The sequence below is a fragment of the Streptomyces pseudovenezuelae genome, from assembly GCF_029892565.1.
GTDB classification, from domain to species: Bacteria; Actinomycetota; Actinomycetes; order Streptomycetales; family Streptomycetaceae; genus Streptomyces; species Streptomyces pseudovenezuelae_A.
Genome location: NZ_JARXVH010000008.1, coordinates 231676 through 256255 on the forward strand (window position 1 = coordinate 231676; position 24580 = coordinate 256255).

The 24580-nt window shown below is 71.1% G+C and carries 24 protein-coding genes; 16 read left to right on the forward strand and 8 right to left on the reverse strand.

The window, feature by feature from the left end:
- Nucleotides 1-2: 2 nt before the first annotated feature.
- Entirely contained in the window at nucleotides 3-506 is a 504-nt protein-coding gene (locus M2283_RS26690) for a hypothetical protein (protein ID WP_280878915.1), read from the reverse strand.
- 155 nt (nucleotides 507-661) lie between these two features.
- Nucleotides 662-1828 carry a xylose isomerase gene (gene xylA, locus M2283_RS26695; RefSeq protein ID WP_280878916.1) on the reverse strand — a complete coding sequence of 389 codons (1167 nt, stop codon included), beginning with the start codon at nucleotides 1826-1828 and terminating at the stop codon, nucleotides 662-664.
- Nucleotides 1829-2008: 180 nt separating this feature from the next.
- Here xylA and xylB point away from each other — a divergent pair, with 180 nt between their 5' ends.
- From xylB to adh, 7 genes are all read left to right on the forward strand, one after another.
- Nucleotides 2009-3448: a xylulokinase gene (gene xylB, locus M2283_RS26700; RefSeq protein ID WP_280878917.1), complete on the forward strand. Its 1440-nt coding sequence runs from the start codon at nucleotides 2009-2011 to the stop codon at nucleotides 3446-3448.
- 37 nt (nucleotides 3449-3485) lie between these two features.
- Nucleotides 3486-4730 carry an ROK family transcriptional regulator gene (locus tag M2283_RS26705; RefSeq protein ID WP_280878918.1) on the forward strand — a complete coding sequence of 415 codons (1245 nt, stop codon included), beginning with the start codon at nucleotides 3486-3488 and terminating at the stop codon, nucleotides 4728-4730.
- 197 nt (nucleotides 4731-4927) lie between these two features.
- Nucleotides 4928-6412 (forward strand): APC family permease, encoded by a 1485-nt coding sequence (locus M2283_RS26710; protein WP_348538927.1) that lies wholly within the window; start codon nucleotides 4928-4930, stop codon nucleotides 6410-6412.
- A complete protein-coding gene (locus tag M2283_RS26715) occupies nucleotides 6409-7422 on the forward strand; it encodes an acetamidase/formamidase family protein (RefSeq protein ID WP_280878920.1) in 1014 nt (337 codons plus the stop codon). The genes M2283_RS26710 and M2283_RS26715 overlap by 4 nt, the downstream gene beginning before the upstream one ends.
- Nucleotides 7423-7460: 38 nt before the next feature.
- Nucleotides 7461-8060 (forward strand): N-acetylmuramoyl-L-alanine amidase, encoded by a 600-nt coding sequence (locus tag M2283_RS26720; RefSeq protein ID WP_280878921.1) that lies wholly within the window; start codon nucleotides 7461-7463, stop codon nucleotides 8058-8060.
- 71 nt (nucleotides 8061-8131) lie between these two features.
- Nucleotides 8132-9454 (forward strand): GAF domain-containing protein, encoded by a 1323-nt coding sequence (locus M2283_RS26725; protein WP_280878922.1) that lies wholly within the window; start codon nucleotides 8132-8134, stop codon nucleotides 9452-9454.
- Nucleotides 9455-9627: 173 nt separating this feature from the next.
- On the forward strand, nucleotides 9628-11151 hold the full coding sequence (gene adh / locus M2283_RS26730; RefSeq protein WP_280878923.1) for an aldehyde dehydrogenase: 1524 nt from the start codon (nucleotides 9628-9630) through the stop codon (nucleotides 11149-11151).
- A 64-nt stretch (nucleotides 11152-11215) separates the two neighbouring features.
- Here the strand turns inward: adh and M2283_RS26735 are convergent, their stop codons facing one another.
- The 3 genes from M2283_RS26735 to M2283_RS26745 are packed head-to-tail and all read right to left on the reverse strand — an operon-like array spanning nucleotide 11216 to nucleotide 14707.
- The gene (locus M2283_RS26735; protein WP_280878924.1) at nucleotides 11216-12001 is read right to left on the reverse strand and encodes a phosphatase PAP2 family protein; all 786 of its coding nucleotides are present in this window, start codon (nucleotides 11999-12001) and stop codon (nucleotides 11216-11218) included.
- Between the two features lie 3 nt (nucleotides 12002-12004).
- Nucleotides 12005-12958: a YihY/virulence factor BrkB family protein gene (locus M2283_RS26740; RefSeq protein WP_280878925.1), complete on the reverse strand. Its 954-nt coding sequence runs from the start codon at nucleotides 12956-12958 to the stop codon at nucleotides 12005-12007.
- Entirely contained in the window at nucleotides 12959-14707 is a 1749-nt protein-coding gene (locus M2283_RS26745) for a diacylglycerol kinase family protein (RefSeq protein WP_280878926.1), read from the reverse strand.
- A 354-nt stretch (nucleotides 14708-15061) separates the two neighbouring features.
- Between M2283_RS26745 and M2283_RS26750 the strand changes: the two genes are divergently transcribed.
- The 6 genes from M2283_RS26750 (at nucleotide 15062) to M2283_RS26775 (ending at nucleotide 19027) form a co-directional block, all read left to right on the forward strand.
- Nucleotides 15062-15268: a hypothetical protein gene (locus M2283_RS26750; RefSeq protein WP_280878927.1), complete on the forward strand. Its 207-nt coding sequence runs from the start codon at nucleotides 15062-15064 to the stop codon at nucleotides 15266-15268.
- 107 nt (nucleotides 15269-15375) lie between these two features.
- On the forward strand, nucleotides 15376-15504 hold the full coding sequence (locus M2283_RS26755) for an LPFR motif small protein (RefSeq protein ID WP_280878928.1): 129 nt from the start codon (nucleotides 15376-15378) through the stop codon (nucleotides 15502-15504).
- Between the two features lie 229 nt (nucleotides 15505-15733).
- Entirely contained in the window at nucleotides 15734-16414 is a 681-nt protein-coding gene (locus tag M2283_RS26760) for an SDR family NAD(P)-dependent oxidoreductase (protein WP_280878929.1), read from the forward strand.
- Between the two features lie 59 nt (nucleotides 16415-16473).
- Complete coding sequence (locus M2283_RS26765) at nucleotides 16474-17529, forward strand: MBL fold metallo-hydrolase (RefSeq protein WP_280878930.1); 1056 nt, start codon at nucleotides 16474-16476, stop codon at nucleotides 17527-17529.
- Nucleotides 17530-17550: 21 nt separating this feature from the next.
- Complete coding sequence (locus M2283_RS26770; protein ID WP_280878931.1) at nucleotides 17551-18264, forward strand: isochorismatase family protein; 714 nt, start codon at nucleotides 17551-17553, stop codon at nucleotides 18262-18264.
- A gap of 1 nt (nucleotide 18265) precedes the next feature.
- Nucleotides 18266-19027, forward strand: coding sequence for an SDR family NAD(P)-dependent oxidoreductase (locus M2283_RS26775; protein WP_280878932.1), 762 nt, complete (start codon nucleotides 18266-18268; stop codon nucleotides 19025-19027).
- Between the two features lie 99 nt (nucleotides 19028-19126).
- Here the strand turns inward: M2283_RS26775 and M2283_RS26780 are convergent, their stop codons facing one another.
- Nucleotides 19127-19840, reverse strand: a complete 714-nt coding sequence (locus M2283_RS26780; protein WP_280878933.1) for a hypothetical protein — start codon at nucleotides 19838-19840, stop codon at nucleotides 19127-19129.
- 192 nt (nucleotides 19841-20032) lie between these two features.
- Here M2283_RS26780 and M2283_RS26785 point away from each other — a divergent pair, with 192 nt between their 5' ends.
- From M2283_RS26785 to M2283_RS26795, 3 genes are all read left to right on the forward strand, one after another.
- Complete coding sequence (locus M2283_RS26785) at nucleotides 20033-22627, forward strand: LuxR C-terminal-related transcriptional regulator (protein WP_280878934.1); 2595 nt, start codon at nucleotides 20033-20035, stop codon at nucleotides 22625-22627.
- Nucleotides 22628-22689: 62 nt separating this feature from the next.
- Nucleotides 22690-22923 (forward strand): hypothetical protein, encoded by a 234-nt coding sequence (locus M2283_RS26790; RefSeq protein ID WP_280878935.1) that lies wholly within the window; start codon nucleotides 22690-22692, stop codon nucleotides 22921-22923.
- A complete protein-coding gene (locus M2283_RS26795; RefSeq protein WP_280878936.1) occupies nucleotides 22920-23822 on the forward strand; it encodes an alpha/beta hydrolase in 903 nt (300 codons plus the stop codon). The genes M2283_RS26790 and M2283_RS26795 overlap by 4 nt, the downstream gene beginning before the upstream one ends.
- Before the next feature lie 59 nt (nucleotides 23823-23881).
- Here M2283_RS26795 and M2283_RS26800 read toward each other — a convergent pair whose 3' ends face one another.
- Both M2283_RS26800 and M2283_RS26805 read right to left on the reverse strand, forming a co-directional pair.
- Nucleotides 23882-24031: a hypothetical protein gene (locus M2283_RS26800; RefSeq protein WP_280878937.1), complete on the reverse strand. Its 150-nt coding sequence runs from the start codon at nucleotides 24029-24031 to the stop codon at nucleotides 23882-23884.
- A gap of 216 nt (nucleotides 24032-24247) precedes the next feature.
- On the reverse strand, nucleotides 24248-24505 hold the full coding sequence (locus tag M2283_RS26805) for a hypothetical protein (protein WP_280878938.1): 258 nt from the start codon (nucleotides 24503-24505) through the stop codon (nucleotides 24248-24250).
- Nucleotides 24506-24580: the final 75 nt, after the last annotated feature.

Below are 24580 nucleotides of genomic sequence, written 5' to 3' on the forward strand. Positions count from 1 at the left end.
CGTCACGGCAGGTCGATGTCCCCCAGGGACGGGATCAGGGATTCGATCCCGCTCGGAAGATCGCTCGGAAGGTCGCTCGGAAAGCCACTGGGCAGCCCACTCGGCAGCTCGCTGGGCAACTTGCTCGGCAGCGCGGTCGGAATGCTCAGGGACGGTGAGGGCGAGGCACTGGAGCCGGCGCTGGTTTCGGCGGGTGACTTCTTGTCGGGCGAGCCGTGGTTGCCGGTGGCCATCAGCGCGATGGCGACCACGGCAGCGACCGCCACGACCCCGATCAGCAGGATGACGAGCGGGTTCCGGCGCTTCCTGGGCGGCTCCTGCGGCGGCTGCCAATCTCCCTGCGTGGGAGGTTCGTAGCCGCCCGGAGGCGGGCCGTAGCCTCCCCCGGTCCCATGGGCGCCGTAACCGGGGCCGTAGTCGTCGGATGGTGGTCCGAAGCCACCGCCGGGAGGCGGCGTACCGCCCGGCGGTCCGGGCGGCTGAGGCGGTACGGGCGGCATGGCCATACCGTCCAGAGTCGCCTCGGAACAGACATCGTGCGACCCCCACGCGGAAGTTGATACGGGCCCATGCCGTGGACCGCACCATTCCGCAGCAAACACGCACGCACGCGTATGTGCGTCACCTCGAGCACACACGCGTGCGCGTGCGGAACGCGGTGTCAGCCGCGGGCCCCCAGCAGGTGGTCCATGGCCAGCTGGTCGAGGTGCTCGAAGGCCATCCCGCGCCCGGCGGTGGCCTCGATGTCGAACTCCTCGAACGCGGTGCGGTCCGCGAGCAGCGATTGCAGGCCGTCCGCGGCGGTCGGCTGCGCCAGCTCGTCCAGGCGCGAGGCCCTCAGGGCCTCCTGGACCTCAGGGTCGGCGCGGAAGGCGGCGGTGCGGTCCTTGAGGATGAGGTAGTTGCGCATGCAGCCCGCCGCCGAGGCCCACACGCCGTCGAGGTCCTCGGTCCGCGGCGGCTTGAAGTCGAAGTGGCGGGGACCGGCGTAACCGGCGGTCTCCAGGAGGTCGACCAGCCAGAAGGCGGCACGCAGGTCACCGGCGCCGAAGCGCAGGTCCTGGTCGTACTTGATGCCGGACTGGCCGTTGAGGTCGATGTGGAAGAGCTTGCCCGCCCACAGGGCCTGCGCGATGCCGTGCGGGAAGTTCAGCCCGGCCATCTGCTCGTGGCCGACCTCGGGGTTGACCCCGTAGAGCTCGGGGCGCTCCAGGCGCTCGATGAACGCGAGGGCGTGGCCGACGGTCGGCAGGAGGATGTCGCCGCGCGGCTCGTTCGGCTTGGGCTCGATCGCGAAGCGCAGGTCGTAGCCCTGGGAGGTGACGTACTCACCGAGGAGGTCGAAGCCCTCCTTCATGCGGTCGAGGGCCACGCGTACGTCCTTGGCGGCGCCGGACTCGGCGCCCTCGCGGCCGCCCCAGGCGACGTAGGTCTGCGCGCCGAGTTCGACCGCCAGGTCGATGTTGCGGATGGTCTTGCGCAGCGCGTAACGGCGCACGTCGCGGTCGTTGGCGGTGAACGCGCCGTCCTTGAAGACGGGGTGGGTGAAGAGGTTGGTGGTGGCCATCGGCACCTTCATGCCGGTGGCGTCGAGGGCCTGGCGGAAGCGCTTGATGTGCGACTCGCGCTCGCTGTCCGAGGACCCGAAGGGAATGAGGTCGTCGTCGTGGAAGGTGACACCGTGGGCGCCGAGCTCGGCCAGGCGCTGCACCGACTCTACGGGGTCGAGGGCACGCCGCGTGGCGTCGCCGAACGGGTCCCTTCCCTGCCAGCCGACGGTCCACAGCCCGAAGGTGAACCTGTCGTCGGGGGTGGGCTGGTAGCTCATGCCGCGGCTCCTTGCTCGCTTGCGACTATTTCGTCATGGCGGTTTACAAATTAGTATGCGGACGCAGCCCTGGGAAGGGAGAAGATGTCCCCGAAGGGGTGCGGTCCGGGTCGCCCAGGCCCTGGCGCCCTCGAAATAGCAGGTCAGAGCCCGCAGAGCCGCGGAAAAAGGGAGAGCCCGATGTCAGCAGCCGAGGGTCCGCTCGTCGTCGGCGTGGACACGTCCACCCAGTCCACCAAGGCGCTCGTCGTCGACGCGGCCACCGGCCGGATCGTCGCGAGCGGTCAGGCCCCGCACACCGTCTCCTCCGGGGCGGGCCGCGAGAGCGACCCCCGTCAGTGGTGGGAGGCCCTGTGCGAGGCGTTGCACCAGTGCGGCGACGCGGCCCACGAGGCGGCGGCAGTGTCGATCGGCGGCCAGCAGCACGGTCTGGTGACGCTGGACGAGCGCGGCGAGCCGGTACGCCCAGCCCTGCTGTGGAACGACGTGCGCTCGGCGCCGCAGGCCCGCCGGCTGATCGAGGAGCTGGGTGGCCCGAAGGCGTGGGCGGAACGCACCGGAAGCGTGCCCGGCGCGTCCTTCACGGTCACGAAGTGGGCCTGGCTGGCCGAGCACGAGCCGGAGGCGGTCCGTGCCACGAAGGCCGTGCGGCTCCCCCACGACTACCTCACCGAGCGCCTCACGGGGCAGGGCACGACCGACCGCGGTGACGCCTCCGGTACGGGCTGGTGGGCAGCCGGGACGGAGTCGTACGACCAGGAGACCCTCGCGCACGTGGGCCTCGATCCCGCGCTGCTGCCGCGCGTGGTGCGGCCCGGCGAGGTGGCGGGGACCGTGCGGGGCAGCCATGAACTGCCGTTCTCGAAGGGCACCTTGGTCGCGCCGGGCACCGGCGACAACGCGGCCGCCTCGCTCGGCCTCGGGCTGCGTCCCGGCACGCCGGTGCTCAGCCTCGGCACGTCGGGCACGGTGTACGCCGTCTCCAGGCGACGCCCCGCCGACCCGACGGGGACGGTGGCGGGCTTCGCCGACGCCCACGGGGACTGGCTGCCGCTGGCCTGCACGCTGAACTGCACGCTCGCCGTCGACCGCGTGGCGGCCCTGCTGGGCCTCGACCGTGAGGCCGTCGAACCCGTCACCGGCGTCACGCTCCTGCCCTACCTGGACGGCGAGCGCACGCCGAACCTGCCGAACGCCTCGGGTCTGCTGCACGGGCTGCGCCACGACACGACCGGGGGCCAGGTGCTGCAGGCCGCCTACGACGGCGCGGTGCACTCCCTGCTCGGGGCGCTCGACCTGGTCCTCGACGAGGACGCGGACCGCTCGGCCCCGCTGCTGCTGATCGGCGGCGGCGCCCGGGGCGCGGCCTGGCAGCAGACCGTACGCCGGTTGTCGGGCCGTGCCGTCCAGGTGCCCGAGGCCAAGGAGTTGGTGGCGCTCGGCGCCGCGGCGCAGGCGGCGGGCGTGCTGACCGGTGAGGACCCGGCCGCCGTCGCCCGACGCTGGAACACGGCCGCAGGGCCGGTGCTCGACGCGGTGGAGCGGGACGAGGAGACGCTGGCCAGGATCGCCGGGGTACTCTCCGACGCGGCCCCGCTGCTGGAGCGGGGGACCGACTGAGCTCCCCGACGGACGGCGACCGAGGACTGACGCAGGCATGACCGCACCGCTGCACGAGGCCCACCCCGACGGTCCGGGACGGCCGTCGCACGAGGCCCGTCCGGCCGGCCCCGGGCGGGCCCTGCCCGACACGCAGCAGGGCATGCGCCGCCGCAATCTGGCCCGGGTCATGCACGCCGTCAGCGCCGAAGGGCCGCTCTCCCGGGCCGCCGTGGCCTCGCACATCGGTCTGACCCGGGCGGCCGTGTCGACCCTCGTCGACGAGCTCATACGCTCGGGGCTCCTCGAAGAACTGGGCCCCGAGCGGCCCGGCCGGGTGGGCCGTCCCGGCTCCGCCCTCGCAGTCAGCGGGCACGGCCCCGCTGGCATCGGCGCCGAGGTAGGCGTCGACCACCTCGCGGTATGCGCCGTCGATCTGCGCGGGCAGGTGCGCGCGAAGGCCGTGCGGCACGGCGCCAACCGTGGCCGCTCCCCCGGCCCTGTGGTCGAGGAACTCACCGAACTGGTGCGTCAAGTCGTCGGCGAGGCGGAGCGTGAGGGGCTGTGGCCCGCCGGTCTCGCGGTGGCCGTCCCCGGCCTGGTGGCGCGCGACGCCCGCACCGTCGTACGCGCCCCGAACCTCGACTGGCACGACACCGATCTCGGTGCCCTGCTGCCCACGGACTTCCCGCTGACCGTCGACAACGAGGCCAACTTCGGCGCACTCGCCGAACTCTGGCTCGGCAAGGACGCTCCGTTGGACTTCCTTCACGTGTCGGCGGAGATCGGCATCGGCGCGGCCGTCGTCGTGGCCGGCGGGCTGCTGCGTGGAACGCGCGGTTTCGCGGGCGAGTTGGGGCATGTGCCGGTGCGTCCGGACGGGCCGGAGTGCGCCTGCGGCGGGCGCGGGTGTCTGGAGCAGTACGCCGGTGAGGAAGCGGTACTGCGCGCGGCGGGCCTGGAGCCGGGCGAGGACCGGGTCGGGCTGCTCGCGGACCGGGCGGCCGAGGGCGACGAGGACGTACGGCGTGCGCTGCACGACGCGGGCACGGCGCTCGGCATCGCGCTGACCGGGGCGGTCAATCTGCTGGACCCCGAGAGCGTGGTCCTGGGCGGTGCGCTGGCCGGGCTCGCGCCCTGGCTGCTGCCGTCGCTGGAGGCCGAGTTGGACCGGCGCACGGCAGGGCCCGCCTGTCCGGTGTCGGTGTCGCGGCTGGGGTCCGAGGGGCCGTTGCTGGGCGCCGCGCACTCGGTGGTGCGGGCGGTCCTCGACGACCCGGCGGCGGTGGCGGGACGGGCCTGATCACGGCCCCAATCTCCGCTGGCTCCGCGGCTGTTCACCCCTGTGGGTGAGCGAGTTATCCACAGTCATGGCGTCGTCCACCGAAGCACGCTGTGCCCTTCTGCCCGACCCGCGAGCGCCGTACCGTGATTCACGCGAGGCACACCCGTCCCGACGGGCGATGTCGAGCAAGTCGGCGTGAATTGAGGGGGATTCACATGGTGGGGGAAGTGGCAGCGGGCCTCAGGCCTGACGCGATCGGACTGCGCGAGGTCCTGTTCCAGAGCATCACGGCCATGGCACCGGCCGCGGCGGTCGCCGCGTCCATCCCGTCCGGTGCCGCCTTCGCGGGCGGCAGCCTGCCGCTCGCCGTGCTGATCGCCCTCGTGGCCTGTCTGTTCACCGCGTCCTGCGTGGCCGAGCTGGCGCGGGAACTCCCGAGCGCCGGCTCGGTGGCAACCTACGCGGCGCAGGGCCTGCACCCCACCGTGGGCTTCCTCGTCGGCTGGGGTTACGTGTTCGTGGAGGCACTGATCCCGCCGCTGCTGCTTCTGCAGCTGGGCTTCACGACCGCGGGGACGCTGCACCAGGAGTGGTCCTCGTATCCGGCGGACCTGTGGTGGCCGTGGGCGCTCGCGGGTGCGGCGATCATCGCGGCCGCCGGCTACTTCGGGGTGCGCGCGTCGGCCCGGTTCGGCACGGTCCTCGGTGTCTTCGAGGTGCTCGTCTTTCTCATCTTCGCCGTCTGGCTGATCGGCAAAGCGGGCGGCGACAACACGCTGTCGGTGTTCGGTACATCCCACACACCCGCGGGCCACGAGGGCGTCAGCGGGGTCTTCGCCGGGTCGGTGTACACCGTCCTGGCCTTCGCCGGATTCGAGGCCGCGGCACCGCTCGCGGAGGAGACGAGGAACCCGCGCCGCACGATGCACCGCGCGGTGCTCGGCGCGGCCCTCTCGATCGGCCTGTTCTACGTGGTCACGACGTATGCCATGACGGTGTACTTCGGTCCTGACCGCTTCGCGACCTTCGGGGCCTCCGGGGACGCGTCCTGGGAGGGGGTGGCTCGGGCGTCGTTCGGCTTCTTCTGGGTGCTGGTGTTCCTGGCGGTGGTCAACTCCACGATCGCCAACGCCAACGCGTGCGCCAACGTCTCGACACGGACGGCCTTCGCTCTCGCCCGAATCCGCGTCCTGCCCGGCCTCTTCGCCTCGCTCCACCCGCGCTACCGCTCCCCCGTCGCCGGGATCGCCGTGCAGACCGTGGTGGCGGTCGGCGCGGTGCTCGGGCTGGGCTTCGGCTACGACCCGGTGACCGCGTTCCTGCTGCTGGCCACGGTGATCGTCACGGTCGTGATCGGTGTGTACATCGTCGTGAACCTGGCCTGCGCCGGCTACTTCCTGCGCCGCGGGCGCCAGTCGCTCAAACCGGTACGGCACCTGGTGCTGCCCGTCCTCGGCATCGTCGCGTTCGTGCCGGCCCTGCTGACCGCCGCGGGCCTGCCCGTCTTCGACTTCGTCTCCCAGCTGACCGCTCCGGTGTCGTACGCCGGCCCGGTGGTCGGCGTGTGGATGGCGGCCGGGGTCGTGGTCCTGGTCGTCCTGCTGCGGCGCCATCCCGAGCGCATATCCGAGACCGCCCGTGTCCACCTCGACGACCCCACCCCGAGCGGCCTTCCGCAGAACGGAGCAGCACAGCGATGAGCGACCCCCGGATCCTGACCGTGCGACCCGAACCGGGCGAGTACGCCTGGACGTTCGGCGGCGCGCCGCCCGTCGCCCGGATCGCGCCCGGCACGGTTCTCGACCTGTACACGGAGGACTGCTTCGCGGGGCGGGTGCGGTCCGAGAAGGACCTGGTGTCCGAGGTGTGCGAGTTCCCGTTCCTCAACCCGCAGACCGGCCCCTTCCACATCGAGGGCGCGGAGCCGGGCGACACGGTCGCCGTGCACTTCGTGTCGATCGAGCCGGCCCGGGACTGGGCGGCGTCGACCACGGTCCCGCTGTTCGGCGCGCTGACCTCCACGCACACCACGGCCACACTCCAGCCGCCGCTGCCGGAGACCGTCTGGATCTGGCAGTTGGACCGGACGCGGCGCACGGCGCTGTTCCGGGCGCACGACAGCGACTTCGAGGCCGAGCTGCCGATGGACCCCATGCACGGCACCGTGGGTGTGGCTCCGGCGAATCTGGAGGTGCGCTCGGCCCTGGTGCCCGACGCGCACGGCGGCAACATGGACACACCGGAGATGCGGGCGGGCGTCACCTGCTACCTCGGGGTGAACGTGGAGGGCGCGCTGCTCAGCCTGGGCGACGGGCACGCCCGGCAGGGCGAGGGCGAGACCTGCGGGGTCGCCGTCGAGTGCGCGATGAACACGATGGTGATCGTCGAGCTGCTCAAGGGCATCGCCACCCCGTGGCCGCGCATCGAGTCGGACACGCACATCATCTCGACGGGCTCGGCTCGTCCGCTGGAGGACGCGTTCCGGATCTCCCAACTCGACCTGGTGCAGTGGCTCGTGCGCGACTACGGGTTCAGCGAGCTGGACGCGTACCAGTTCGCGACCCAGGCCGTGGAGTCGCCGTTGGCCAATGTGTGCGACACGAACTACACGTGCGTGGCCAAGCTCCGCAAGCAGTGGCTGCCGGCCCGCGAGACTCACCGCGGGGTGCACGCGCGACTGCGGGAGACCGCGGCGACCCTGCTGGGTTGAGCGGCCTCCACACACCTACGACCGAAAGGTGCGGCTCGATGGAGCGAGCAAGACCGAGCACCACCAGGCGACGGTTCCTGAAGGGCACCGCACTCGCCGCCGTCCCGTACGCGTTACTCTCCGACACGCGGGCCGGTGCGCAGGCCCTGGCCGTCGACTACCCGGGCGCCGAATGGCAGGCGGCGAGCACCTCCAACTACACGGTGTCGAACCGCCCGACGGCCTATTCCCTCGACCGCGTGATCATCCATGTCACGCAGGAGACGTACGCCGGCACGCTCGCCATCTTCAAGAACCCGCAGAAGAAGGTGTCCGCGCATTACGTGGTGCGCTCCGCCGACGGTCATGTGGCGCAGTGCGTCCGGGAGGCCGACATCGCCTGGCACGCGGGGAACTGGAGCTACAACACGCGCAGCATCGGCATCGAACACGAGGGGTGGGTGGATCAGCCTTCCTACTTCACCAACGCGCTCTACGAGCAGTCGGCGAAACTCACGGCGGCGATCTGCGCCAAGTACGGCATCCCGAAGGACCGGGCGCACATCCTCGGGCACTACGAGGTGCCGGGGACGGACCACACCGATCCCGGGCCCAACTGGGACTGGACGCGTTACATAAGGCTGGTCAACTTCGCCTGACGGCAAGCCGATGCGCATCGTTCGGGTGAGGCCGGTCGAAAAGGTTGTCCGCGCGCGTACCCGGAGTGACGATGTCCCCAACCGCATCGCAGTTCGAGGAGGCCCAGTTGACCGATCCGTGGGTGGCCCTCGAGCCGGGGGCCGACCCTGCCGAGCACGCGCGGATGCTGCGTCGCGCGCACGAGACGTTCACCGAGAAGGGCACGGTGCCTTGGCCGGTGCGTTCGGTGGTGGCCGAGTCGTGGCGGCGTTCCAGGCGGGCGGGGGTGGGGCCCGACGGCACGGCGAGTGTGGATCTCACGGACGGTGACCTCGGCACCTACCGGGCCGAGCATCCGCTGGCGCGGGTGATGCCGCTGTTCCGCGAACTCATGGGGACGTTCGCGGCCGACGGCGAGCATCTGCTCGCGGTGTGCGACGCGCAAGGTCGGCTGTTGTGGGTCGAGGGGCATGCGACGACCCGGCGTGCGGCGGGGCTGATGAACTTCGTGCCGGGTGCCCGTTGGGCGGAGACGGCGATGGGGACGAACGCGCCGGGGACTGCGGTGGCGGTCGACCGGCCGGTGCAGGTCTTCGCCGCCGAGCACTTCACCCGGCGGGTGCAGCCCTGGACCTGCGCGGCGGCTCCGGTGCACGATCCGCGCACCGGGCGGGTGCTGGGTGCCGTGGACATCACCGGTGGGAACGGGCTCGCGCATCCGCACAGCCTGGGCTTCGTGCAGGCGGTCGCGCGGGCCGCCGAGAGCCAGTTGGCGCTGCTCGCCCCGGAGTGGCCCGCGGCGGACACGATCGAGCTGACGGTGCTGGGCCGTGACGAGGCGCACCTGGTCACGGGCGGGCACGCGATCAGGCTCAGCCGCCGGCACAGCGAGATCCTCGTGCTGCTCGCCCGTCATCCGGAGGGGCTGACCGGCGACGAGTTGCTGTGCGCGCTGTACGAGGACGAGTCGGTGACGCCGGTGACCCTGCGCGCCGAACTGGCCCGGCTGCGCAGGGTTCTCGGCCCGGGGCTGCTGGATTCGCGGCCGTACCGTCTCACCGTGCCCGTGGAGTGTGACGTCGCCGTCGTCGAGCGGCGGCTGGAGACGGGGGCGGTCACCGCCGCCGCGACGGCGTACGCCGGGCCGTTGTTGCCCGGTTCCCAGGCCCCGGCGGTGGTGCGGCTCAGGCACCGCCTCGCCGACGGACTGCGTACGGCGTTGATCGCCCGCCGCGATCCCGACCTGCTCGCGGACTGGGCGCACTCGCCATGGGGCGAGGACGACCTCGACGTGTGGCGGGCGCTCTCCGTGGTCCGGCCGACGGCGGCGGTCCGGGCCCGTCTCGCGGCACTGGAGTCCGAGTTGGCGGCACCGGGCGACTGGACGCGGAGCGGGGCACGCCGGGGCAGTTGAGCACCGTAGGACATGTGCGGTGTCGTACGGACGCAGCACCGTACGGTCCCGGTGCCGTGCGGACGCGGTGCCGTGCGAAATGGCACGGCAACGTAGTTGCAACGTCCTCGCTCCTAGCGTCCCGAGGAACGCTGCCCAACGGCGGGCGGCGGTGCTGAAGGAGGCCGACCAGCATGACCCGTTACGCGGCGCCCGGTACCGAGGGCGCGATCGTCTCCTACCAGGCGCGATACGACCACTTCATCGGCGGCGAGTACGTGCCGCCGGCGCGGGGGCAGTACTTCGAGAACCCGTCACCGGTGAACGGGCAGTCCTTCACCGAGATCGCGCGCGGCACGGCCGAGGACGTGGAGCGGGCCCTCGACGCGGCGCACGCGGCCGCGCCGGGCTGGGGCCGTACGTCGGTGACGGCGCGCGCGGACATCCTGCTGAAGATCGCCGACCGGATGGAGGCCAACCTCGAAACGCTGGCCGTGGCCGAGAGTTGGGAGAACGGCAAGCCGGTGCGCGAGACGCTGGCGGCCGACATCCCGCTGGCCATCGACCACTTCCGGTACTTCGCGGGTGCGATCCGTGCACAGGAGGGCTCGGTCGGCGAGCTCGACGACGACACGGTGGCGTACCACTTCCACGAGCCGCTGGGTGTGGTCGCGCAGATCATCCCGTGGAACTTCCCGATCCTGATGGCGACTTGGAAGCTGGCGCCGGCCCTCGCCGCGGGCAACGCGGTCGTCATCAAGCCGGCCGAGCAGACCCCGGCGTCCATCCACTACTGGATGAGCCTCGTCGCCGACCTGCTGCCGCCGGGTGTGTTGAACATCGTCAACGGCTTCGGCGTCGAGGCGGGCAAGCCGCTCGCGTCGAGCCCGCGGGTGGCGAAGGTGGCGTTCACCGGTGAGACCACGACGGGGCGGCTGATCATGCAGTACGCCTCCGAGAACATCAAGCCGGTCACACTGGAGCTCGGTGGCAAGTCGCCGAACATCTTCTTCGACGACGTGTGGGCGCAGAACGACGACTTCCGCGACAAGGCGCTCGAAGGCTTCACCATGTTCGCGCTCAACCAGGGCGAGGTGTGCACGTGCCCCTCCCGGGCGCTTGTCCAGCGCGGCCACTACGCCGAGTTCATGGAGGCGGCCGTCGCCCGCACCGAGCTGATCAAGCCGGGCCATCCGCTGGACACCGACACGATGATCGGTGCCCAGGCCTCCAACGACCAGCTGGAGAAGATCCTTTCCTATCTGGACATCGGCCGTCAGGAAGGCGCCCGCGTCCTCACCGGCGGCGAACGTCTCGACTACGACGGTGAGTTGAAGGGCGGCTACTACGTCCAGCCGACCATCTTCGAGGGCGACAACCGTATGCGGATCTTCCAGGAGGAGATCTTCGGGCCGGTCGTCTCCGTGACGTCCTTCGACGACTTCGACGACGCCATCAAGCTCGCCAACGACACGCTGTACGGACTCGGTGCCGGCGTGTGGACGCGCGACATCAACACGGCGTACCGCGCGGGCCGTTCGATCCAGGCGGGCCGCGTCTGGACGAACTGCTACCACGCGTACCCGGCGCACGCGGCGTTCGGCGGCTACAAGCAGTCGGGCATCGGACGCGAGAACCACAAGATGATGCTGGAGCACTATCAGCAGACGAAGAACCTGCTGGTGTCGTACTCGCCGAAGAAGCTGGGCTTCTTCTAGGCCCGAAAGGCCGACGAAGAGGGTGCCTGACCTGGGAGAAATCCCGTCAGGCACCCTGTCGTCCTCAATCCCGGCCGGAGGGGCCCGGTTCGGGGTGGGCGTCAGTGAGTTCGGGCTCCAGTCCCTCCGTCAAGTCGGCGTGTCCGCGACCCGCGTCGGTGCGCCAGGCCTCGAAGGCCCAGGTGGTGAGGGCGACGACGGCGAGACCCAGGAGCCAGCCGCCCACGACATCGCTGAACCAGTGCACGCCGAGCGCGATCCGCGTGAAGCCGACGCCGAGCACGGACACGATCGCCACGCACCAGCACAGGGCGCGCAGAGCGCGCGGCACCATGGGCAGCAGGACCAGCAGCAGGATGGCGAACGAGGTGGTCGCGGTCATCGCGTGCCCCGAGGGGAAGGAGAATCCCGGGGCGTGCGCGACCGGGTCCTCCAGGGATGGTCTGGCCCGCTCGACCACCGTTTTGACCAGCAGTCCGATGAGTCCGCCGGCCACGGCCGTCACGGCGGACCAGGCGGCCAGGCGCCAGGCCCGGCGGTAGAGCAGCCACCCGGTCAGCAGCGCGACGACCGCCCGCAGGGTGAGCGGGTCCCACACGCGGTCGGACAGGAAGCGCAGGGTGTCCGTCCACTCGGGGTGTTCGAGGGCGGTCTCGTTCAACCGCCGTGCCGCGCCCGCGTCGAGACGGCGCAGCGGCTGCCAGTGTCCCTCGATCAGGACGAGCAGCAGTCCGAAGGGGACGGCGGCGACGGCGGCGACCGCGGTCGAACCGAGCAGGTGGATGCCGAATCTCCGGTCGGCCGTCCGGCGACGGAGTTCACGAAGGCGCTGAGCCGTGGCGCGGACCATCCCTCACACTCCCGGGTCGGCTGTGATCGGACCGGGCCGCCGCGCCCGCGAGGCCTCCAACTGAGCGGCGAAGGACAGCCCAAGGAAGAGGGCGATGGAGGTCAGGTAGGCCCACAGCAGCAGCGACATGAAGGCGCTGAGCGGGCCGTAGACCGTGTCGAAGGAGCCGCTGATGCCCAGGTACAGACTCAGCAGCCAGGTCAGGACCATCCACAGCACGAGATACACGGCGGCGCCGAAGGCCAGCCAGGTGTAGCCGGGCTGCCGGCGCCGAGGGGAACGGCGGAAGATCGCGCTGGCCGAGAAGAGGGCCAGCAGCAGGCCGAAGGGCCAGCGCAGAATCTCGCAGAGGGTCCTCGCGCCACCGTCGAGGTGATACACCGTCACCGCCGCGGCGGCCAGGTCGCCGCCGGCCACCATCACGATGAACCCGAGGCCGAGCGGGATCCCGGCGCTGAGGGACATCACGAGTCCGCGCAGGTACTTCTGGTGGAAGGGGCGGTCGCGTTCGTTGCCGTAGATCCGGTTGGCGCCGCGTTCGATCTGGCACATCGCGGTGGTGACGTTGACCAGGGAGAAGAGCAGGCCGAACCAGAGGGCGATCTCGTCGCCGTCGCCCGCGCTGTGGCGGCTGCGGTCCAGTGCGTCGTCGACGACGTCGGCGCTGGGACCCTGCGCGAGCCGGTGGATGGTCAGTTCGGCGAGTCTGCCGATGTCCTCCGTGTGCAGCGCGGTGGAGAGCCCGACGAAGGCGATGGCCAGCGGGATCACCGCCAGCACCGTCTGCAGGGCGAGCGCCCGGGAGTGGCTGAAGCCGTCGGCGTAGCGGAACCGGACGAAGGAGTCGCGCAGCAGCGGCCAGCGGCCGTAGCGGCGCAGCGAGGTCAGCGCCTCGTCGGCCGAGAGGTCGTCGCCGCTCATGTCGCGGGTCTCGGGGACCTTGGTGGCGGTGCCCATTCACTTCTCCCGGGTGGGCAGCAGGACGGTGAGCGCGCCGGGCCTGACCTCGGCGGTGAGACCCCGGCCGTGGGAGACCGGGTCCCCGTCGAGTTCACGCGACTGCGGTACGGCGAAGGTGAGTTCGGCCCGGCGGAAGGTGAAGAACTCCACCGGCACGCCCTTCGTTCCGGCGCCCTCAGGGGCGAGCGTGTCCACGGTCGTGGGCCGCACGGTGCGTCTGCGGCCACGCATCAGTACGCCCACGGCACGCATCCAGCCGCCGGGGCCGCGCGGGTCCAGGATCAGCAGATCGAGCAGTCCGTCGTCGGGCCTGGCCGCCGGGACGAGGGTGAGACCGCCTTGTACGGTGCCGACGTTGGCGAGCAGCACCATGCGGGCCGTGCGGTGCAGGACGGGCGCGTCGTCGAGCCGGACCGTCAACCGCATCCGGGGTGTGCGCAGGGTGCCGATGGTGGCGAACACGTAGGCGGGCCAGCCGACGGCGGACTTGGCCCGGTCGTCGGTGTGTTCCAGCATCGCGGCGTCGAGGCCGGCCCCGGACATCGCGGCGAAGTGGGTGGGGGCGAGTCCGTCGCCCTCGATGTGGCCGAGGTCGAGGCGGTGCGGGGTGCCGGACAGCGCGGCGTCGAGCGCGGTGGCGGGGGTGAGCGGCAGACCGAGGTTGCGGGCCAGCAGGTTGCCGGTGCCGCAGGGCACCACGACGAGCGGTACGCCGGTGCCGGCCAGGGCGTCGGCGGCCGCCCTGATGGTTCCGTCACCGCCGCAGACCACGACCAGTGTCGCTCCCCCACGGACCGCGGCGGCCGCCTGTCCCGTCCCGGGGTCGTCGGCGGTGGTCTCGATGAACTCCGGTGCGCGGTGGCCGTGTTGTTCGAGGATCCGCCGCAGTTTCTCGCGGTCTCCCTCGCCGGTCACCGTGGGGTTGAAGATCACGGCGGTGCTGCCGGGTGGGCGCTCCTCGACCTCGGCGCTCGCGTCGGTGTCCCCGGTCCGCGGTGAGGGGACGGCGGCCACGGACCCGTCGGTGAACAGGGCTCGGCCGACGATCAGCAGGGACAGGGCGCCGTTGGCCATCCCGCCGATCACGTCCGTGGGGTGGTGCATGCCCCGGTAGAGACGGGCGACGCCGACGATCAGCGGCAGCAGGAACAGCAGCCCGGCCAGCGGCCACCGCCACGGCCTGCGGACCCGGGACAGTACGAGGACCCCGAGTCCGGCGTAGAGCGCGGTGGCCGCGCCGGTGTGGCCGGAGGTGTAACTGGACGTGGGCGGCGAGGCGTCGAGACGGTGCACGTCCGGGCGGGTACGGTCCACCGACTCGGTGACGGTCAGGAACACCAGCGCCTGGAGCGAGACGGCGACGGCGAGGAACACCGCCTGACGCCACATCGGCAGCCGGGGTACGAGCAGCAGGGCCACGCAGCTCAGCAGGGTGATGGCGATCACCGTGAGGGTGTTGCCCGCCTCCGAGCCGAGGTACGACAGTGTGGTCAGCGGGCCCGTACGGATTCGCTCGAATCCCTCGTTGACGTGGTCCTCGACCGTCAGGGGCCACACGTTCCGGGCGGGGCCCGTGATCAGGAGTCCGAAGCCCACGATCAGGACGGCCTGGCAGACGGTCAGTGCGCCGATCCGTGCCGCGGTGATGCCGGTGCCGCTGGGCAGGACGGACGAATGGGCAGGCCGCACCGCTTCGGTACCTTCTCCGGTCGCTCCTGCGGCTCTTCCCGGCGTGGCGGTCGGCATCGGGGCTCCCACGGGTCTGCGCCTCGCGGCGGTCCTCGTCGGATGCCGTTCGCACCCGATGCAACGCCGTCTGCCCCCGAAGCGGAGGCGCAGACGCTCCGTGACGTGGGAATCCACGAATTCGCGCCCTGGACGCGCACCAATGGTGCCGGTGGGGCGTGGACCGACGGGACATCCCCGGGTACTCGGGTGACTCCCGGCAGGCCACCTCCGGCTGGTGGATGGGCGGTACGGGCCGGGGCCGGACGGCGTGCACCGGAAGGGGCGGCCGTGAGTAATAACTCGGGCCGTAGTGAGCACCCGGGGTGTGGGGACACACGTTCCCGCGTTGATTCCGAGGCGAGGAGAGCAGTGATGCCGGCAGGTTCCAGCCCCAAGCGGGAGCGGCAGTACGAGCTGCTGGTGCCGCTCAGGCGGCTGCGGGAGGAGGGTGCGGACGTCACCGTCGCCGCCGCGACGGCGGACCCGGTCCAGACCCTGGTGGGAGACAAGGACCTCGGCGAAACCGTGGAGCCCGACGCCACCTTCGACGCCATCGACAAGGCCCTCATCGGGTCCTGATCACGGAACCCGAACCGCGCAGCGCAGCCGCATTCCGCGCCACACCGACCCGTCCACAGCGGCGCTCCCCGACTCGGGGCCGCCCCTCTCGAAGATTGGATCTCTCCATGTTCAAGGCCATCGCCGACGTGCTGCGCTCGATCGGCAGCGCGATCGCCACCGTCGTCACCCTGCCCTTCCGTGCCATCGCCCGACTCTTCGGCGGCGCCTCCGACAGCGCCCACGGCCACCACTGACGACACCGACGGCTCAGGCCGGCCGGGGGTGTTCACCTGCAACGCACCTGCGCGACCCGGCACCAGACCGTCACCCCCATCGCCCCCGCTCCACCCACCGCCGACGTACCTCCGTGAGATCACCCGAATCCGGTGAGGACCGCTCACCTGCCCCGCGGCAAACCTGTGAAGCACGGCGCGGCACGTGCGGTCGCGGCGTCGCTTCGGCGCCCGGCAAGGAGGCGGTCTCATGAGCGAGCGTGTGGCGGTGGTGGTCGGTGCGGGCGGGGGCCTGGGCCTGGCCACGGCGGTGGTCCTCGCGGACGCCGGGTTCAGCGTGACGGCGGTCGACCGCACGGAGAAGACACTGGACGAACTGCCCGACGGCATCCGCCGGGTGGTGGGCGACGGCACCGATCCGGCCCTGGCCAGGAGCGTCGTAGACCGGATCGCCGACGAGTCCGGGCCTCCCGAGGTGCTGGTGAACGCCCTCGGCGCGTTCCGCCCGGGAGACGCGCTCGCCGCGACGCCCGAGGACCTGCGGCTCATGCTGGACGTCAACCTCGGCGCCGCCCTGTGGCTGAGCCAAGCCGTGGCGCCGTACATGCGCCGACACGGCGGGGGCGCCATCGTGCACGTGTCCGCCCGGCCCGCGAGTGAGCCGACCCCCGGCATGGCCGCCTACAGCCTCGGCAAGGCGGCCCTCAACCACCTGGTCCGCATTCTCGACCTGGAACTGCGCCCGCACGGCATCCGCGTGAACGCGGTGGCGCCGCAGCTCATCGACACGGCCAGGAACCGGGCGGAGTTTCCTCCGGAGGCGCTGGCCCACGCCGTGCCGCCGGAGACGATCGCCAACGTCATCGCCTTCCTCGTCGGCGACCTCGCGACCGACATCAGCGGAGCGATCGTGCCGGCCTACGGCGCGTAGCCCGGACAAGGTTCGACGCCCCACCCCATGTACGTCACCACTGGTCGAAGGGGATCACCATGTCATCGACGAACCGGCGCTCGTTCCTCGCCCGCAGCGCGGTACTGGCGGCCGTTCCCACGGTCGCCGCACTGGCCGACGGCACACTCGCCGGCCAGGCGTCCGCCGCCCCTGCCACGCTGCCCGACTACGCGCCGATCCCGCCGTCCGCGCTCGGTCCCGCCGTCAACTCGCAGGGCTACTACGTCGGTCGGGTCGCGAAGAACCTGTACTGGGTGACCGACGGCACCTACCAGGCGGCGTTCCTGACGACCCGTGAGGGTGTCGTGCTGTTCGACGCGCCGCCCTCCATCGGGCACAACCTCCAGCGCGCCATCGACGAGATCGCCGCCGACAACGGCGTCTCCAACAGAGTGAGCCACATCGTCTACTCCCACCATCACGCCGACCACCTGGGCGCATCGTCGTTGTTCGGCCGACACGTGACACGGATCGGCCACGCCGAGAACAAGCGGCTGCTGGCCCGCGACAACGACCCGACCCGGCCGCTGCCCGACGTGACGTTCGAGAACCGCTACACACTGCGTGTGGGTGGCGAACGGATCAACCTGGCGTGGCACGGCACCAATCACTCCCCCGACAACATCTACATCCACCTGCCGGACCACGACACGCTCATGCTGGTCGACGTCAACCTGCCCGGCTGGGTCCCCTTCGACAGCTTCAACCTGAACGAGGACGTCCCCGCCTCCATGGCCGCCCCGGCCAAGGCGATGACGTATCCGTGGAAGCACTACATCGGCGGCCACATGGGCCGGCTCGGCACCCGCCAGGACATGGTCGTCCACCAGCAGTACGTGGCCGACATCGTCGACAACGTCAGGAAGGCCCTGGTGGCGGTCGACCCCACGCCGTACTTCGCCAAGTACGGGAACAACGCCTGGGCCGCGGTCAAGGAGTACCAGGCCGCCCAGGTCGCCTACGCCGCCGCGCCGGTCATCAAGAAGTACACCGGCGTCCTCGCCGCGGCCGATGTCTACACGGCCAGTACGACGTTCATCATCCTCGAATCGCTCCGCCTGAATCTCGGCCTGGGCTCGCAGGTCCACGCCTGATCACCGGCGACAACACGGCAGTTGGCGGCCGATCACAGCGCATCACAGCCCCTCACGCCCGAACAGGAGCACACCGATGACCAAGGACCTGGGTGTCTGGACCGCGGCGGACTGCGCCCTCGTACTGATCGACTATCAGAAGGAGATGTTCGAGGTCATACGCTCGGAAACGGACGCCGATCTGGCCGAGCTGCACGTGCGGCTGCTGGCAGGACGGCCAAGGCGTTCGACATGCCGATCGTCCTGTCGACCGTGGGTGTCACCTTCGGTCTCAACGGGCCGACGCTCCCGTCGATCCTGTCCGAGCTCGACGGGGTCGAGCCGATCGACCGCTCTTCGATGAACGCCTTCGAGGACCAGGCGTTTCGCCGGGCGGTGGAGGCGGCCGGGCGCAGGCGACTGATCATCGGCGGCCTCCACACCGAGATCTGCCTCACGTTCGCGTCCGTCCAGGCGCTCAAGGACGGCTACGACGTCATGTACGTGACCGATGCCGTCGGCGGCCGATCGCAGACCGCGCACCGCACCGCCATAGAACGGCTGGCGCACGCCGGTGCGGTTCCGACCACGGCGCTCGCGGTGGTCACCGAACTCTTCCGTGACTGGGCGACGCCCCTGGCCGGGCCGGCCCGCGAGGTCATCGACTGGTACTTCAACGAGGTCCCGAAGCTGACGGACGCGGTCGGCGTCGCGGAGGCGGAGAAGCTCGCCGCGGCGGACCAGAAGGGGCAATGAGATGTCGGGCCGGCTGGCGGGGAAGGTCTGCGTCGTCACCGGCACGGGCGGGAGCATCGGCCGCGCGACAGCCTTGGGGTTCACCCGAGAAGGCGCCCACGTCGTCGGTTGCGACGTGGGCGTCGAGGCGGCGGAAGAGACCGTCGGGACGGTGCGTGCCGCGGGCGGCGAGATGGTGTCGCTACAGCCGTGCCGTCTCGTTGACCCCACCGAATGCGCACGGCTCGTCGAGTTCGCGGTGCGCGAGTTCGGCCGGATCGACGTCCTGTTCAACCTCGCCGCCAGGAACCACTTCAACTGGCTCGAAGAGATCTCCGACGAGGACTGGGACGGCGCGCGCCGGGACGAGGTCGACCTGGTCTTCTACCTCACCCGGGCCGCCTGGCCCCAACTGAGGGCCACCCACGGCGTGGTGGTGAACATGGCGTCCCTGAACGGATCCCTCAGCTTCAAGCACTTCCCCTCCCTGTCCCATACGACGAACAAGGCCGCGATCATCGGCATGACCCGCCAACTGGCCATGGAGGGAGGCGAATTCGGGATCCGCGTCAACTCCATCTCGCCCGGCCTGATCGAAAGTCATGCCACCCGCGAGCAGTTGGAGAACGACGACTTCTCCCACCAGATGCTCGACCGGACGCTCCTGGGCCGAGTCGGCCGACCCGAGGACGTGGCGAACGCCGCGCTGTTCCTCGCCTCCGACGAGAGCTCGTACGTGACCGGAGTCGACCTCGTCATCGACGGCGGCATGAGGGTCTGGTGACCGACATCGCCCGGCAGCGGCGAGGGAGGTTCCAAGCGGGGGCCTGGTCCGCGACGCGGAGGATGCCGCCAACTCGCCGGTCCAGTACGGTCGTTCACCTCACCCGGTCCGGCCCACGACGAGCTGGTAGAAGATCGGCTCGCCGGTCGTCGTCACCCGGTGCCGGAACCGGGTTCGTTCCAGCACCGTAAGACGTCCGCCGGCCGTCAGCCGCCCGATCGCGGCGCCGAACCCGTCCGGATCCGACTCGTCCATCCACCGCTCGTCGATCGTGAACGCCACGGGAGCGCCGGCCGGCAGGACCGCGAGTGCGTTGTCGAGCGCCTGCGGTGTGGCGTGCGTGCCGCCGAACGCTCCGGCTGACACCAACCCGCCGAGCGCATACGGACGTAGAGCCTCACGGAGTGCGTCGGGGCGCAGGAAGTCGCCGATCACGTAGTCGGCGTAGACGCCCGGCCGGTCGCGCAGACTCGTCTCGCGCGCCGCCGGCAGCGAGTCGACCCCGATCACCTGAGCCACACCACCGCCACGCACGAGTTCGCCGACCAAACCTGTGCCGGCGCCGACGTCGAGGACTGTCATCGAGCCCGGATCCAACCCGAGGCTCGCGGCCGCGCGAAGGAAACCTGCCGCCGCGACCTGCGGTGATCTGCACTGCAGCCGTTCCTGGACGACATGCTCGTAGAGGCCTGGTACGGCGTAGATCCGCGTGTACTCGTGCAGGTGCACTGTCTCGTGCTCGCTCAGCGCGATGTACTCGCCGTCGGTCTCCGGCGGCCCCAACAGACGGACGCCCGCAAACACATCTGCCATGTCCGCGAGGCTATGCGAACGTGTTTGTGCGCCGCCACCACGTCTTCGGTGAAGGTGCCAGTTCGCCGCCGGGATGCGGTGATGCGCGTCGACTACGCTGCCCGCGTGGCTCAACGACATGGTTCGAAGCCCCACCTGCCGGCCGCGGCGGGTTCTGGCCGCGCACCGGTTCGGAGCCGACCCGGTCTCATCGTGCGCCGCGATCTGGTCGCCGCCCTGGACCGCGCGGCCGAGAAGCCGGTGACGATGATCTCCGCGCCGGCCGGCAGCGGAAAGACGTCACTGTTGCGTGCCTGGGCCGACCGGCCGGGCCAGGACCGCCGTATCGCGTTCATGTCGGTGCGGCCGGGCCAGCAGGACGCGCAACTGTTCTGGCTCGCTCTGCTGGACGCGGTCCGCGCCGCGGCCGGCACCGAGGGTGCCGCGGAGCCGCCGCCCGTGGCCCCCGGCTTCGACGGCGGCGCCATGGTGGACAAGGTGCTGTCCGAGGTCGCGGCCGCCGGCGGACACTTCTTCCTCGTCATCGACGACCTGCACGAACTCGGCTCCGCGGAGGCCACCGAGCAGCTCACGGCCCTGCTCACGCATCTCCCCCATGGCGTCCACGCGATCGTGGCCACCCGGCACGACCTGCCGCTGCGCCTGCACAGACTGCGGCTGACCGGGGAGTTGGCCGAGATCCGCGCCGCGGAGCTGCGCTTCACCGAGGCCGAGACCCGTGAGCTGCTCGCCACTTGCGGAGTCGCGCTGCCCGACGAGGTGGCCGGGCTGCTGCACCAGCGTGCCGAGGGCTGGGCGGCCGGGCTGCGTCTCGCGGTGCTGTCGCTGGCCGGGCACCCGGATCCCGAACGGTTCGTCGCGGAGTTCTCCGGCAGTCACCGTACGGTCGCCGAGTACCTGATGGCCGAGATGCTGGAGCGGCAGCCGGCCGACGTGCAACGACTGCTGCTGCGCACCTCCCTGCTGGACCGGGTCAACGGCGAACTGGCCGATCTCCTCACCGGCGCGACCGGGTCGGAGCGCATCCTGCTGGATCTGGAGGACGCCAACGCGTTCGTCGTGTCGCTCGACCCCGACCGCACCTGGTTCCGCTACCACCGCCTGTTCGCCGACCTGCTCCGACTGGAACTGCGCCACACACACCCGGAAGCCATCCCGGAACTGCACCGGCTCGCCGCGCGCTGGTTCGCTGAACACGCCCAAACCGCCGATGCCGTACGGCACTTGCAGGCCGCCGGCGACTGGGCCGAGGCGGCCCGCCTGCTCACCGATCACACCGTCAGCCTCACGCTCGACGGACAGGGCGGAACCGTGGTGGCGCTGCTGCGCGCCTTCCCGGCCGGCGCCGGCGAGGACTCCCCGGAGCTGGCGCTGGTGTACGCCAACGCCGACCTGCACCAGCACCGACTGGCGGAAGCCCAGGCGCACTTGGAGATCGCCAGGTCGTACGCCGCTACGACACCACCCGACCGCCGGCCTCGGCTGCGCACCGCGATCGCGTCCCTGGACCTGCTGCTGGCCCGGCTGCGCGGGCACTTCGACGCCGTGTTCGAGCAGGCCGACGCACTGTCCTCCCCCGCCGTCGGCCGGTCCAACACCGAGGTCGCGCTCGCCGGCGACCTGCGAGCCCTCGCGCTGCTGAATCTGGGTGTCACCGAGGCCTGGTCGCTGCGGCTCGCCGAGAGCGAGCGGCACCTTCTGGAGGGCGCCGTACTCGCCCGCGGCATCGGCCGCCCCTACCTGGAAGTCGCCTGCCGGGCCCATTTGGGGTTCGTCTCCGGCAGCCAGTCCTTCGCCCTGGTCCGACAGCGCTGCGAGGAGGCCATCGCGCTGGCCGCGCGGTACGGCTGGGACGCCGAGCCGGTGATCGCCCCCGCGCAGGTGGCCCTCGCGGGGACGTTGATCTGCACGGGCGAGTTCGGCCAAGGGGAACAGTGGCTGGACCGCTCCCGGCGCGTCACCCGGTCCGACGGCGAACCCGGAGTCCGGCTGCTGGTGCGTCTGATCTCCGCGATGCTTCCGGCCGCGCGCGGCCAACACCGGGAGGCGCTGGCCGAGTTGACCGCCGCCGAGCAGGTGCAGGCACACATGGTGGGCCGGCACGGGCTGTCGTCCCGGGTGACCGCCTGGACGATGGCGACTCAGGCCCGCCTCGGGATGGTCGACCAGGCACGGACGCGCCTCGCCGCCCTCGACGACCGGCAGGCCGCGGCCGGCGAGATCCGCAACGCGGCCGCGGTGATCCGCCTCGCCGAGAAGGACCCCATCGGCGCCCGCCGTGAGCTCCGGTCGGTCCTCGACGGCACCGCCCCCGTCAACTCCCTCCTCACCCCGATCGAGGCCCATCTCCTGGACGCGCTCGCCTGGCGCGAGCTGGGCGACGATCGCGCGGTGGAGGCAGCCGTCGAACGGGCGCTGCACCTCGCCGAGCCGGACCGGATGATCCTGCCCTTCGCGACGACCGGCGCCTGGGAACTGCTCGATGCCCTGCAGCACAGGACGTCGCACGCCGCGCTGGTCTCCGACATCCTCGACGCCGTCCACGGCGACGCCCCGGACCGGTCGGCCGCGGGACCGATCGAGAAGCTCAGCCCGAGCGAGCTGCGTGTCCTGCGCTATCTGCCGACCAACCTCACCCGGCCCGAGATCGCCGCCGAACTGTCGGTCTCGCCCAACACCGTCAACACCCACATCCGCCGGATCTACGCCAAGCTCGGCGCCCGGGACCGGTCCTCGGCGGTGCAGCGCGGCCGTGAGCTGCGGCTGCTGTCGAACGGCCGTACCTGAGCGTCGTACGTCACCCGATTCCGGTGACGCGGATTCACCCGACCACCCACGACCATGAGCGCATGGGTGATGACCCTGTCCTGTATCAGATCCGGGTCGACGGCCACCTGGGCCCCACCCTGCTGACGGCGTTCCCGGGGTTCGCGCCGGAGCGGCAGGGCGCCGAGACCGTGCTCACCGGGCTGCTGCCGGACGCCGCGGCGCTCTTCGGAGTTCTCTCCGAGATCGAGGCTCTCGGTCTCGACCTCCTCGAAGTCCGCAGAGTCCGGCCCCCATCGAAGGGAGATGCTCCGTGAGCACCGAGCAGCAACAGACTCTTGACGCGATTCTGCGTCAGTCCGCCTTCCCCGTCGGCAGTTCCGTCGACGAACAACGGCGCCGGCTCCGTGAGTTGACATCGGCACAGCCGCTGCCCGCCGACGTGATCGCGAAGTCGGCCACGCTGGGCGGTGTGCCCGTCTGCGAGATCACGGTCGACGGAGTCGAACCGCGACATGCCGTCCTGTACTTCCATGGCGGTGTCTACGTTCTGGGCGACGCGCTCAGCGCCGCGGGACTGGCTTCCCAGGTCGGCCGACGGACCGACGCCAGGGTCTTCTCCGTCGACTACCGGCTCGCCCCCGAGCATCCGTACCCGGCAGCGGTGGACGACGCTCTCGCCACCTACGAGGCCCTCCTTAAGGACGGCATCGCCCCCTCGGACATCCTCTTCGCGGGCGAGTCCGCGGGCGGTGGACTCGCCGTCGCCACGCTGGTCAACGCCCGCGATCACGGACTGCCCCTGCCGACCGCGGCCTACCTCATGTCCCCGTATGCCGACCTCACGCTGGCAGGCGCGAGCATCGATACCAAGCGAGGGGCCGACCCGCTGCTCAGCCGGGAACTCCTCGAACCCCGAGTCACCGACTACACAGCGGGCCAGGACGCCGCACTCGGCCTGATCAGCCCCGTCTTCGCGGACCTGTCCGGCCTCCCGCCCCTCCTCATCCAGGTCGGATCCCACGAGGTCCTCCTCGACGACGCCGTACGTCTCGCCCAGCAGGCCGCCGCCGCGGACGTGGAGGTCACATTGGAGGTCACCCCTGGGGTACCGCACGTCTTCCAGGCCTACGGTCCGCTCCTCGACGAAGGGACCGTAGCTCTGGACCGCGCCGGACGGTTCCTGGCCGCACGGCTGAGCGGTGCGGACGCGTGACCGGACAGCGCCAGGACCAGGGGTGACTGCGAACTGCCGGGGCCGGGACGCCTAGCGGTTCATCGCGCCGTCAGGCCGATGATCCGCCACAGACCGTCGTTGGCGCCGCCGCTGGTGTACGCGTCACCGTTCGCCGCCAGTGAGAAGCTGAAGCTGTTGACCCCGACGAGGTTGGTGACGTGGGACTGGACCGCGGTGCCGGGGTTCACACGCTGTGCGCCGTGGGTCGACGCACGGCGCACTAATTCGTTGAAAGCTGAACGGGGAAACCTTCGAGGGGACCTCTTGCCGCCCGCTTGATGTCCGCTTGCCTGGCCTGTGTCCGCGAGGACAGGGGCAGGAAAGGCGCGGGAAAGGGCGCCGTCGCCCGGCGTGCGGGGCTCCTCCGACGGAGTCCCGCACGCCGGGCGACGCTCAGGAGTTGTTCACCCTTGGTCGGGGCGCTGGGCCAGGGCGGCTCGGACCGCCGCCTCCCTCAACTCGGCGAGCCTGCCGGACCAGTTGCCCAGCAATTCCTCGGCGGGCAGTCGTCGGACAGCGGCGAGCGTGGTGCGGATCCCGTCCACGTCGACCGCGCAGACCGGGCACTCCCGTACATGCCTGTCGATGAGCACGGTCTCTGTGGGATCGAGGGCTGCCATGGCGTAAGCAGCCAGTTCGGTTATCTCCCGCTCGCATCTCACCGCGGTCTCCTGGAATCAGGTCGGTGTCCCGACGGCTCGGCCACTCCACGACTCGACTGCTCCGCACCGGCGTAC

Bases quoted from the DNA above. Each gene is read 5' to 3' on its own strand.
- M2283_RS26765 (WP_280878930.1), top strand. From the start codon at position 16,474: ATGTCATCGACGAACCGGCGCTCGTTCCTCGCCCGCAGCGCGGTACTG.
- M2283_RS26720 (WP_280878921.1), top strand. From the start codon at position 7,461: ATGGAGCGAGCAAGACCGAGCACCACCAGGCGACGGTTCCTGAAGGGC.
- M2283_RS26790 (WP_280878935.1), top strand. From the start codon at position 22,690: ATGGGTGATGACCCTGTCCTGTATCAGATCCGGGTCGACGGCCACCTG.
- M2283_RS26690 (WP_280878915.1), bottom strand. From the start codon at position 506: ATGGCCATGCCGCCCGTACCGCCTCAGCCGCCCGGACCGCCGGGCGGT.
- M2283_RS26780 (WP_280878933.1), bottom strand. From the start codon at position 19,840: ATGGCAGATGTGTTTGCGGGCGTCCGTCTGTTGGGGCCGCCGGAGACC.
- M2283_RS26775 (WP_280878932.1), top strand. From the start codon at position 18,266: ATGTCGGGCCGGCTGGCGGGGAAGGTCTGCGTCGTCACCGGCACGGGC.
- xylB (WP_280878917.1), top strand. From the start codon at position 2,009: ATGTCAGCAGCCGAGGGTCCGCTCGTCGTCGGCGTGGACACGTCCACC.
- M2283_RS26760 (WP_280878929.1), top strand. From the start codon at position 15,734: ATGAGCGAGCGTGTGGCGGTGGTGGTCGGTGCGGGCGGGGGCCTGGGC.
- M2283_RS26735 (WP_280878924.1), bottom strand. From the start codon at position 12,001: ATGGTCCGCGCCACGGCTCAGCGCCTTCGTGAACTCCGTCGCCGGACG.
- M2283_RS26755 (WP_280878928.1), top strand. From the start codon at position 15,376: ATGTTCAAGGCCATCGCCGACGTGCTGCGCTCGATCGGCAGCGCGATC.
- M2283_RS26705 (WP_280878918.1), top strand. From the start codon at position 3,486: ATGACCGCACCGCTGCACGAGGCCCACCCCGACGGTCCGGGACGGCCG.
- M2283_RS26725 (WP_280878922.1), top strand. From the start codon at position 8,132: ATGTCCCCAACCGCATCGCAGTTCGAGGAGGCCCAGTTGACCGATCCG.
- xylA (WP_280878916.1), bottom strand. From the start codon at position 1,828: ATGAGCTACCAGCCCACCCCCGACGACAGGTTCACCTTCGGGCTGTGG.
- M2283_RS26715 (WP_280878920.1), top strand. From the start codon at position 6,409: ATGAGCGACCCCCGGATCCTGACCGTGCGACCCGAACCGGGCGAGTAC.
- M2283_RS26710 (WP_348538927.1), top strand. From the start codon at position 4,928: ATGGTGGGGGAAGTGGCAGCGGGCCTCAGGCCTGACGCGATCGGACTG.
- M2283_RS26750 (WP_280878927.1), top strand. From the start codon at position 15,062: ATGCCGGCAGGTTCCAGCCCCAAGCGGGAGCGGCAGTACGAGCTGCTG.
- M2283_RS26740 (WP_280878925.1), bottom strand. From the start codon at position 12,958: ATGGGCACCGCCACCAAGGTCCCCGAGACCCGCGACATGAGCGGCGAC.
- adh (WP_280878923.1), top strand. From the start codon at position 9,628: ATGACCCGTTACGCGGCGCCCGGTACCGAGGGCGCGATCGTCTCCTAC.
- M2283_RS26745 (WP_280878926.1), bottom strand. From the start codon at position 14,707: ATGCCGACCGCCACGCCGGGAAGAGCCGCAGGAGCGACCGGAGAAGGT.